This is a genomic window from Aureimonas sp. N4, from assembly GCF_001463925.1.
Classification (GTDB): Bacteria; Pseudomonadota; Alphaproteobacteria; order Rhizobiales; family Rhizobiaceae; genus Aureimonas; species Aureimonas ureilytica_A.
In genome coordinates, this window is the sequence record NZ_BBWS01000009.1 from 69301 (window position 1) to 79357 (window position 10057).

General features: G+C 67.1%; 7 protein-coding genes. 4 read left to right on the top strand and 3 right to left on the bottom strand.

Translation table 11 applies throughout. The features are described from left to right. Positions 1-8 precede the first annotated feature (8 nt). Entirely contained in the window at positions 9-470 is a 462-nt protein-coding gene (exbD, locus tag AUL28_RS03345) for a TonB system transport protein ExbD (protein WP_062223328.1), read from the bottom strand. A gap of 4 nt (positions 471-474) precedes the next feature. Further along, positions 475-1497, bottom strand: coding sequence for a tonB-system energizer ExbB (gene exbB, locus AUL28_RS03350; protein WP_062230660.1), 1023 nt, complete (start codon positions 1495-1497; stop codon positions 475-477). A 295-nt stretch (positions 1498-1792) separates the two neighbouring features. On the opposite strand from exbB, the gene tkt reads away from it, so the two are divergent. The 4 genes from tkt (at position 1793) to metH (ending at position 9814) form a co-directional block, all read left to right on the top strand. Next, a complete protein-coding gene (gene tkt / locus AUL28_RS03355) occupies positions 1793-3892 on the top strand; it encodes a transketolase (protein WP_082640224.1) in 2100 nt (699 codons plus the stop codon). 107 nt (positions 3893-3999) lie between these two features. Beyond that, on the top strand, positions 4000-4977 hold the full coding sequence (gnd, locus tag AUL28_RS03360) for a phosphogluconate dehydrogenase (NAD(+)-dependent, decarboxylating) (protein WP_062230661.1): 978 nt from the start codon (positions 4000-4002) through the stop codon (positions 4975-4977). 93 nt (positions 4978-5070) lie between these two features. Beyond that, positions 5071-5898 carry a Cof-type HAD-IIB family hydrolase gene (locus tag AUL28_RS03365; protein ID WP_062230669.1) on the top strand — a complete coding sequence of 276 codons (828 nt, stop codon included), beginning with the start codon at positions 5071-5073 and terminating at the stop codon, positions 5896-5898. A gap of 151 nt (positions 5899-6049) precedes the next feature. After that, positions 6050-9814: a methionine synthase gene (gene metH, locus AUL28_RS03370; RefSeq protein WP_062230662.1), complete on the top strand. Its 3765-nt coding sequence runs from the start codon at positions 6050-6052 to the stop codon at positions 9812-9814. A 70-nt stretch (positions 9815-9884) separates the two neighbouring features. Here the strand turns inward: metH and AUL28_RS23655 are convergent, their stop codons facing one another. Then, complete coding sequence (locus tag AUL28_RS23655) at positions 9885-10046, bottom strand: LuxR C-terminal-related transcriptional regulator (RefSeq protein WP_374701406.1); 162 nt, start codon at positions 10044-10046, stop codon at positions 9885-9887. Between the last annotated feature and the right edge of the window lie 11 nt (positions 10047-10057).

Here is a 10057-nt window from a genome sequence, read left to right on the forward strand (position 1 = left end):
TCGGGCCGTCAGGGCTGGGCGGCGGGCGCGGCGGGAGCCTCCGGGCTTGGTGCCGATTCCAGCCCGACCAGCGCGATCTTGAGATAGCCGGCCGAGCGCAGGAGATTCATCACCTCCATCAGATCGCCATAGGCGACCTTTTCATCGGCGCGCAGGAAGATGCGCTCGTCGCGCTTGCCCCCTGTCTTGGCGTCGAGCGCGGCCTGGAGCGCGCCGCGATCCAGCGGCTGTTCGCCCAGGGTCAGGTTCAGATCGTCTGACACGGTGAGGAACAGAGGCTCGTTCGGCCGCTCCTGCGGCTGTGCGTTGGACACGGGCAGATCCACCGGCACGTCCACGGTGGAGAGGGGCGCGGCCACCATGAAGATGATCAGGAGAACCAGCACCACGTCGATGAAGGGCGTGATGTTGATGTCGGCGAGTTCGCTGGTGTCGTCGTCGTCACCGCTGCTGCGAAGGCTCACTCCCATGGTTTCACTCCGCCGCGACGCGTGAGGGGCCGCGCAGGACGGCCGCCGTCTTGGCCCGGTCGAGATCGCGCGAGAGGTGCTGGAGCACGCCGGCCGAGGCATCGGCCAGAACCGCCTTGTAGCCGCCGATGGCGCGGGCGAACACGTTGTAGATGATCACGGCGGGAATGGCCGCGACGAGGCCGATGGCGGTGGCGAGCAGCGCTTCGGCAATGCCCGGCGCGACCACGGCGAGATTGGTCGTGTTGGCCTTCGAGATGCCGATGAAGGAGTTCATGATGCCCCAGACCGTGCCGAACAGACCGATGAAAGGGGCGGTGGAGCCGATGGTCGCCAGAAGGCCCGTGCCGCGCGCCATGCGCCGTCCCGCGCGCGCCTCGATGCGCTGAAGCGCGGTCGCCACGCGCTCCTTCACGCCCTCGGAGGGCAGGCCGCTCGAGCGCTCGCGCTCCGCAACGGCCGTGCGCACCATGGCGGCGACGGGGCCGCCGCGCCAGCCGGCCGCCTCCAGCTCGTCGCCCTCTGGCAGGCCCTTGGCCTCGGCGAGGCGGCGCACGCCGCGCTGCGCCCGGCCGCGCGCGCCCACGAGTTCCAGCACCTTGGCGAGCCAGATCGTCCAGGTGACGACGGAGGCGAAGGCGAGACCCGCCATGACCGACTTCACCACGATGTCGGCCGCCATGAACATGCCCCAGGCGGAAAGGTCATGTCCGGTTCCGAGCGCGCCGGCTGGGGTGGTGTCATCGCCTTGCGCGAAGGCGGTGGCGGTGGTTTGGCCTTCGATGCTGGGCGTGACGGCCGGCGTCGCGCTCTGCGCGGGCGGCGCGGCGGAGGACGCGTCGGGCGCGCCGGTGGATGGGGCCGGTTGGGCTTCCATCGGAGCGGGGGCGGCTGGCGACGCGCCACCCTCTCGCGCCAGCGCCGGGCCGGCCAAGAGCAGGGAGGCCAGAAGCGTGGGGACGATCAGGCGCGAGCGCGCCGTCTCGCCGGCCTGCGCCGGTGTCGCGATGGGTCGGAGTCCGAGCATGGCGGAGCCTTCCGGTTGGGGCGGGGCGAGCGTCGCGGGTCTCGGCCCTCTGCCGGCCGTCGCGAGATTGTCGCCAATACATGATTTAACGAGTCATGTTTTCCATAGGCGAAGCGCCGCTCTCGCATCAAGCCCCTTTTTCCCACGCGGATTTATCCGTCCACGACCATCGACGGATGCGACGGCTGCTCCATCTCCGGCCCCGAGACGACGCCGTCCCTTGTTCGGCCATGGAAAAGGCTGCCGCCTTTTCCGCCCTCGACGCATTTCGTCTCGAAGGACGAAGGATTCCGCCATGAGCGCTCTGCCCAAGACCCCGACCGACGAGAGCACGAGCCAGAAGGGCTCGGCCCAGCTCGCCATCGACACGATCCGCACCTTGTCCATGGACGCCGTGCTGAAGGCCCATTCGGGCCATGTCGGCGCGCCTCTCGGGCTCGCGCCCACGGCCTATACGCTCTGGACGGAGTTCCTGCGCTACGACCCCTCCGCGCCGGACTGGCCGAACCGCGATCGGTTCGTGCTGTCGGTCGGCCATGGCTCGATGCTGCTCTATTCGGTCCTGCATCTGGCGGGCGTCGAGGAAATCGACGCCCATGGCAAGAAGACTGGCCAGCCGGCCGTCTCGCTGGACGACATCAAACAGTTTCGCCAACTGTCCTCCAAGACGCCGGGCCACCCGGAATACCGGATGACGACGGGCGTCGAGACGACGACGGGTCCGCTCGGGCAGGGCTGCGGTAATTCGGTCGGGATGGCGCTGGCCGAGCGCTGGCTGGCGGCGCGCTACAACAAGCCCGACGCCCAGCTGTTCGACCATGACGTCTTCGTCCTGTGCGGCGACGGCGACATGATGGAGGGCGTCGCCTCCGAAGCCGCCTCCATGGCCGGCCATCTCAAGCTCTCGAACCTCTGCTGGATCTACGACAACAACAAGGTTTCGATCGAAGGCTTCACCAATCTCACCTTCTCCGAGGACGTGGCCGAGCGCTTCCGCGCCTATGGCTGGAAGACGCTGCATGTCACGGATGGCAATGATCTGGGTGCCATCCGCGAGGCGCTGAACGAGTTCCGCGCGACCGACGACCGGCCGACCCTGATCGTGGTGGATACCGTGATCGGCTATGGCCTTCAGAAGCAGCAGGGCACGGCTTCCGCTCATGGCGAAGCCTTCGACGCCGAGGATGTGAAGGGCGCCAAGCGCTTCTATGGCTGGCCGGAGGATCAGAGCTTCCTGGTGCCGGAGGGCGTCGCGGAAGCCTTCCATGCGGCGGTGGCGGAACGCGGTCGCCCGCTGCGCGAGAAGTGGGAGGCCGATTTCGCGCGCTATGCCAAGGCCTATCCCGAACTGGCGGCGCAGATCGAGGCCATGCGCGCCGGTCGCCTGCCGGAGGGCTGGGACAAGGCTCTTCCGAGCTTCGAGCCCGACGCCAAGGGCGTCGCCTCGCGCGATGCCGGCGGCAAGGTGCTGAACGCGATTGCCGAGACCGTGCCCTATCTTGTCGGCGGTTCGGCCGATCTCGCCCCGTCCAACAAGACCAAGCTCGGCTTTGCCGATGCCGGCTCCTTCGGGCCCGACAATTATGCCGGGCGCAACCTGCATTTCGGCATTCGCGAACACGCGATGGGCGCGATCGCCAATGGCATGGCGCTCTCCTATGTGCGCTCCTACGCCTCCACCTTCCTCGTCTTTTCCGACTATATGCGCGCGCCCGTGCGCCTGTCTGCCATCATGGAAATTCCGGTGGTCTGGGTCTTCACCCATGATTCCATCGGCGTCGGCGAAGACGGGCCGACGCATCAGCCGATCGAGCATCTGGCGAGCCTGCGCGCCATTCCCGGCCTCAACACGATCCGTCCCTGCGACGCCAACGAGACGGCGGAAGCCTGGCGCGTCGCCATGGAGCAGACGCATGAGCCGACTGCGCTCGTCCTCTCGCGTCAGCCTCTGCCGACGCTGGACCGCACCAAATACGCGCCGGCGTCCGGCCTGAAGCGCGGCGGCTATGTGCTCGCCGGCGACCCCAACGAGACGCCCGATGTCATTCTCATCGGCACGGGCTCGGAGATTGCGCTCTGCATCGAGACCTATGAGAGCCTGCGGGCGGAAGGCATCAAGGCCCGCGTCGTGTCGCTGCCCTCCTGGGAGCTTTACGAGAAGCAGGATCAGGCCTATCGCGACAGCGTTCTGCCGCCCGAAATCATGGCGCGTGTCGTGGTGGAGCAGGCCGGCTCCATGGGCTGGGACCGCTATGTCGGCGCCAAGGGGGCCAAGGTCACCATGTCCACCTTCGGCGCGTCCGCGCCGCTCGCCAAGCTCCAGCAGAAATTCGGCTTCACCGCCGAGGCGGTGCTGGCCAAGGCCAAGGAGCAGATCGCGGCCCGCAAGGGCTGACACGTCCCCGCCGCCCCTCCGGCCGCGTGCCGGGCGGGCACCGCTGGGTTCGGCCCTTGGGAGGGCGGCCGCACCCGTTCCCATCTGATTGTCGAAGAGAAGACCCTATGCAGATCGCGATCATCGGCCTTGGCCGAATGGGCGGCAATATCGCCCGACGCCTGATGAACCACCGCCACGAAGCCTTCGTGTTCGACCGCAACGCGGAGGCCGTCTCGGCTCTCGCGGGCGAAGGGGCCAAGGGCGCGGCCTCGCTGGAAGAGCTGGCCGGCCAGTTCTCCGGCCGCCGCGTGTTCTGGGTCATGCTGCCGGCCGGCGAGCCGACCGAGGCGACGATCCGCGATCTCACCCCGCTCTGCCGCGAAGGCGACGTGATCATCGACGGCGGCAACACGTTCTACAAGGACGACATTCGCCGCGCCGCCGAGTTGAGGCCGCATGGCATTCAGTATGTCGATGTCGGCACCTCGGGCGGCGTCTGGGGTCTGGAGCGCGGCTATTGCATGATGATCGGCGGACCGGACGAGACAGTGCGCGATCTCGATCCGATCTTCGACGCGTTGGCGCCAGGCTATGGAGACATCGAGCGCACGCGCGGGCGCAACACGCCGGACGATCGCGCCGAGCGCGGCTATATCCATGCCGGCCCGGCCGGCGCGGGCCATTTCGTCAAGATGGTCCATAACGGCATCGAATACGGCCTCATGCAGGCCTATGCCGAAGGCTTCGATATCCTGAAGACGAAGAATTCCGAGCATCTGCCGGAAAACGAGCGCTTCGACTTGAACCTACCCGACATCGCCGAAGTCTGGCGGCGCGGCTCGGTGATCTCCTCCTGGCTGCTCGATCTCACCGCCATCGCGCTGGCGGGCGACAAGGATCTGGCGAAATTCTCCGGCAATGTCGCCGATTCCGGCGAGGGCCGCTGGACGCTGGAAGCGGCGATGGAAGAGGCCGTGCCGGTCAACGTGCTCTCGGCCGCGCTCTATGCGCGCTATCGCTCCCGCCAGGAGGCGACCTTCGGCGACAAGATGCTGTCCGCCATGCGCTTCGGCTTCGGTGGGCATGTCGAAATCCCGCAATAGGCCTTAAGGCCCATCGGGCTCTTGCTCCATCTCGACGGGCGCGGCATTCGTTCCGCGCCCGTTTCCTGTTCCCGAACCCTCCGCAAGGTCTCGATGTCCCTCGATCCCGCGCTCGCCGCCTCCATCCGCCTTGTCGTGTCCGATATCGATGGAACACTGGTGCGCAACGACAAAAGCCTGTCGGAGCGCACGCTCCAGGCCGTCGCCCGCGCGCGTGCGGCGGGCATCGGTTTCACGCTGGTCAGCGCCCGTCCGCCGAGCGGCCTGGGAGAGCTGGTGGAGCGGCTGGGGCTCGAGGGCGCGGTCGGGGCCTTTAATGGCGGCACGCTGTTCGAGCCGGGCGGGCGCATCGTCGAGGCGCATCGCCTGAGCGAAGAGGATGCGCGCCGCGCGGTCGAGCTTCTGGACGAAGCGGGCCTTCCCATCTGGGTGTTTGCCGATGGGCTCTGGATCGCGCGGGACGACAGCACCGGGCATGGCGCGATGGAGCGGCGCGCCTCGCGCGTCGAGCCGACCATCGCGTCGGACTTTTCGCCTTGGCTGGGGCGGGCCGACAAGATCATGGGCGTTTGCGACGACCATGCCCTGGTCCGCCGACTGGAAGCCTCGGTCGGCGCGGCGCTCGGCCCGAGCGCCAATGTCGTGCGCTCACAGCCCTATTTTCTGGACGTGACGACGGCGGCCGCCAACAAGGGCGCGGGCGTCGAGGCGCTGGCGCGCGCCGCCGGCATCCCCTTGGAGGCCACCGCCGCGATCGGCGACATGGCGAACGATGTGCCGATGTTCGCCCCGGTCGGCCTGTCGGTCGCCATGGGGCAGGCCCCCGAGGAGGTGCGCGCACAAGCGCGCCATGTCACCGCCAGCAACGAAGAGGATGGCGTCGCCCAGTTGCTGGACCAACTCGTGGCGGCACGCAGCTGAGGACATTCAGCGGCGAGCACGTAAGGGAGCGCTGCCGCATTCCCGGCCTCTCGTCCAATGTCCCGCTCGCCAAGCGGTTTCCGTTCATATAAAGCGATCTTTATATGATGATGGCGCGCCTGTTCGTGCGCCGATCCTCGGAGCCCGTGCCATGAGCCTCGTCAGCGACACCCTCTTCGCCTCGCCCAGCCGTCCGCGCGAGGATGTCTGGACCGCGCTGCGCAAGGCGGCGCGCGAGCGTATCCTGATCCTCGACGGCGCGATGGGCACGCAGATCCAAGGGCTCGGCCTTCAGGAGGAGCACTTCCGGGGCGATCGGTTCCATGATTGCACCTGCCATCTTCAGGGCAACAACGACCTTCTGGTTCTGACCCAGCCCAAGGCGATCGAGGACATTCACTTCGCCTATCTCATGGCCGGGGCGGATATCGTTGAGACCAACACGTTTTCGGGCACCACCATCGCGCAGGCCGACTACGCGATGGAAGCGGTGGTCTACGAGCTGAACCGCGAGGGCGCGGCCGTCGCCCGCCGCGCCTGCGCGCGCGCCGAAGCCGCCGATGGCCGCCGCCGCTTCGTGGCCGGGGCCATCGGCCCGACCAACCGGACGGCCTCGATCTCGCCCGACGTGAACAATCCCGGCTACCGCGCCGTCACCTTCGATGATCTGCGCGTGGCCTATGCGACCCAGGTGCGCGGCCTCGTGGATGGTGGCTCCGACATCATCCTGATCGAGACGATCTTCGACACGCTGAACGCCAAGGCGGCGATCTTCGCGGCCGAAGAGGTCTTCGCGGAAGCCGGCATCTCGCTGCCGGTCATGATCTCGGGCACGATCACCGATCTGTCCGGGCGCACGCTTTCGGGCCAGACGCCGACCGCCTTCTGGCATTCGGTGCGCCACGCCAAGCCCTTCACGATCGGCCTCAACTGCGCGCTCGGCGCCGAGGCCATGCGCCCGCATCTGGCCGAACTCTCCGGCGTCGCCGATACGTTCCTCTGCGCCTATCCCAATGCCGGCCTGCCCAACGAATTCGGCCAATATGACGAAACGCCGGACGCGATGGCGCGTCAGGTGCGCGGCTTTGCCGAAGAAGGGCTGATCAACATCGTCGGCGGCTGCTGCGGCTCGACGCCCGAGCATATCCGCGCCATTGCCGAAAGCGTGGCAGGCCTCGCGCCGCGCGCGGTGCCCAAGCTCACGCCCATGATGCGCCTGTCGGGCTTGGAGCCCTTCACGCTCACCAAGGACATTCCCTTCGTCAATGTCGGCGAGCGCACCAATGTCACGGGCTCGGCCAAGTTCCGCAAGCTGATCACCGCCGGCGACTATGCGGCGGCGCTCGACGTGGCGCGCGATCAGGTGGCGAACGGCGCGCAGATCATCGACGTCAACATGGACGAGGGGCTGATCGACTCGAAAGCCGCGATGGTCGAGTTCCTCAACCTCGTCGCCTCCGAGCCCGACATCGCCCGCGTGCCGGTGATGATCGATAGCTCCAAATGGGAGGTGATCGAGGCCGGCCTGCAATGCGTGCAGGGCAAGCCGATCGTCAACTCGATCTCCATGAAGGAAGGCGAGGAAGCCTTCCTCCACCACGCCCGCCTGTGCCGCCTCTACGGCGCGGCGGTGGTCGTCATGGCCTTCGACGAGGAGGGGCAGGCGGACAGTTTCGAGCGCAAGGTCGCGATCTGCTCGCGCGCCTACAAGCTCCTGACCGAGAACGGCTTTCCGCCCGAAGACATCGTCTTCGACCCCAACGTCTTCGCGGTTGCGACGGGCATCGAGGAGCATGATGGATACGGCGTCGCCTTTATCGAGGCGACGCGCACGATCCGCACGAGCCTGCCGCATGCCCATATCTCGGGCGGCGTGTCGAACCTCTCCTTCTCGTTCCGCGGCAACGAGCCGGTGCGCGAGGCCATGCACGCCGTGTTCCTCTACCACGCCATCCAGGCGGGCATGGACATGGGCATCGTGAATGCCGGCCAGCTCGCCGTCTATGATACGATCGACCCCGATCTTCGCGAAGCCTGTGAGGACGTGGTGCTCAACCGGCCGGGCCGGGAGGGCAAGAGTCCGACCGAGCGCCTTCTGGAGATCGCCGAGCGCTATCGCGGCACGGCGGGCAAGGAAGCCAAGGCCAAGGACCTCACCTGGCGCGAAGGGACGGTCGAGGAGCGGCTTTCGCACGCGCTCGTCAACGGCATCACCGAGTATATCGACGCCGACACGGAGGAAGCGCGCCTCAAGGCCGAGCGCCCGCTTCATGTGATCGAAGGCCCGCTGATGGCGGGCATGAACGTCGTCGGCGATCTCTTCGGCGCGGGCAAGATGTTCCTGCCGCAGGTCGTGAAGTCCGCCCGCGTTATGAAACAGGCCGTTGCCCATCTCCTGCCTTACATGGAGGAGGAAAAGCGCCTCAATGGCGGCTCCGAGCGCTCCAGCGCCGGCAAGATCCTGATGGCGACGGTGAAGGGCGATGTCCACGACATCGGCAAAAACATCGTCGGCGTCGTTCTCGCCTGCAACAATTACGAGGTGATCGACCTCGGCGTCATGGTGCCCGCCGCCAAGATTCTCGAAACCGCCAAGGCCGAGAAGGTCGACGTGATCGGCCTCAGCGGCCTCATCACGCCCTCGCTGGACGAGATGGTGCATGTGGCCTCCGAGATGGAGCGCGAGGGCTTCGACGTGCCGCTGCTGATCGGCGGGGCGACGACGAGTCGCGTGCATACGGCGGTGAAGATCGACCCGCGCTATCGCAAGGGCCAGACGGTCTATGTCACCGACGCCAGCCGCGCCGTCGGCGTCGTGTCCAACCTCCTTTCGCCCGAAGGGCGGGCGAGCTATGCCGAAGGCATCCGCCGCGAATACGAGACCGTGGCCGAGAAACACGCGCAGGCCGAGGCGGAGAAGCAGCGCCTGCCCTTGGAGCGCGCGCGCGAGAACCGCCAGCAGATCGACTGGTCGAGCGCCCGCCCGGCCAAGCCCACCTTCCTCGGCATCCGCACCTTCGAGACCTGGGATCTCGCCGATCTCGCCCGCTATATCGACTGGACGCCCTTCTTCCAGACCTGGGAGCTGAAGGGCCGCTATCCCGCGATCCTGGAGGACGAGGCGCAAGGGGCGGCCGCGCGCCAGCTCTGGGACGACGCGCAGGCCATGCTGCGTCAGATCATTGAGGAAAGCTGGTTCCGCCCGCGCGCCGTGGTCGGCTTCTGGCCAGCCAATGCCGTGGGCGACGATGTCAGGCTCTTCACGGACGAGGCGCGCAACACCGAACTCGCCACGTTCTTCACGCTACGCCAGCAGCTCTCCAAGCGTGGCGACCGGCCGAACGTGGCGCTCGCCGATTTCGTCGCGCCTGTCGAGACGGGTGCCGCCGACTATCTCGGCGGCTTCGTGGTGACGGCCGGCATCGAAGAGGAAGAGATCTCGAACCGCTTCGCCAAGGCCAATGACGACTATGCCGCCATCATGGTGAAGGCGCTGGCCGATCGCTTCGCCGAGGCCTTCGCCGAGCGGATGCACGAGCATGTGCGCCGCGATCTCTGGGCCTATGCGCCGGACGAAAGCTTCGCGCCCGAAGAGCTGATCGCCGAGCCCTATGCGGGCATTCGTCCCGCGCCTGGCTATCCCGCCCAGCCCGACCACACGGAAAAGGTCACGCTCTTCAAGCTGCTGGACGCCGAAGCGCAGACCGGCGTCACGCTGACGGAAAGCTACGCCATGTGGCCGGGCTCCTCGGTTTCGGGCCTCTACTTCTCCCATCCCGAAAGCTATTATTTCGGCGTCGCCAAGGTGGAGCGCGATCAGGTCGAAGACTATGCCAACCGCAAGGGCATGGCCGTCGCCGAGGTCGAGCGCTGGCTCGGGCCGGTGCTGAACTACGTGCCGACGGCGCGGGGGTGAGGGCGCAAGCCCATGTGAAGGGGTATGGGATATCGGTGTCGAGAGCGAGGCCACGGGATTGCCGGTCTTGTCAGGTCTCGAAAGGCACGACCTTTCCCACGAGACGGACAAGATCGGCTTGGCGATCGATTCCGAGCCTCGTGTAGGCCGCTTTGAGATGACTGCGAACGGTCTCGTCGCTCACCGCCAGGTATTCCGCCGCCGTCTTCGTCGTATGTCCGGCAGCGATCAGAAGTGCGACCC

Excerpts from the sequence above, each read along its gene's own strand:
- exbD (WP_062223328.1), bottom strand. The coding sequence starts at position 470 with ATGGGAGTGAGCCTTCGCAGCAGCGGTGACGACGACGACACCAGCGAA.
- exbB (WP_062230660.1), bottom strand. The coding sequence starts at position 1,497 with ATGCTCGGACTCCGACCCATCGCGACACCGGCGCAGGCCGGCGAGACG.
- tkt (WP_082640224.1), top strand. The coding sequence starts at position 1,793 with ATGAGCGCTCTGCCCAAGACCCCGACCGACGAGAGCACGAGCCAGAAG.
- gnd (WP_062230661.1), top strand. The coding sequence starts at position 4,000 with ATGCAGATCGCGATCATCGGCCTTGGCCGAATGGGCGGCAATATCGCC.
- AUL28_RS03365 (WP_062230669.1), top strand. The coding sequence starts at position 5,071 with ATGTCCCTCGATCCCGCGCTCGCCGCCTCCATCCGCCTTGTCGTGTCC.
- metH (WP_062230662.1), top strand. The coding sequence starts at position 6,050 with ATGAGCCTCGTCAGCGACACCCTCTTCGCCTCGCCCAGCCGTCCGCGC.